Genomic DNA, 202 nt, shown 5'->3' on the forward strand with positions numbered 1-202 from the left:
GCTCATCAGGTTCATGCCCTGCTCCGCGGTCCACTCGGCGGTGGCGCGGGAGCCGGCGCCCCACCAGATCCGGTCGCGCAGGCCGGGGGAGTGCGGCGCGAGCCGCAGCAGGCCCGGCGGGGTCGGGAACATCGGCCGCGGGTTCGGCTCGGCGAACCCCTCGCCCTCGAGGACCTGCAGGAGGACCTCGGTGTGCCGGCGC

Annotated in this window: 1 pseudogene; it reads right to left on the reverse strand. The window is 76.7% G+C overall.

Annotated features, from left to right (window positions below):
• Positions 1-202: pseudogene (locus tag QWY28_RS24370) on the reverse strand (LLM class flavin-dependent oxidoreductase); the annotation flags it as partial.

It is taken from the genome of Nocardioides oceani, assembly GCF_030412965.1.
In the GTDB taxonomy this organism is placed as follows: domain Bacteria; phylum Actinomycetota; class Actinomycetes; order Propionibacteriales; family Nocardioidaceae; genus Nocardioides; species Nocardioides oceani.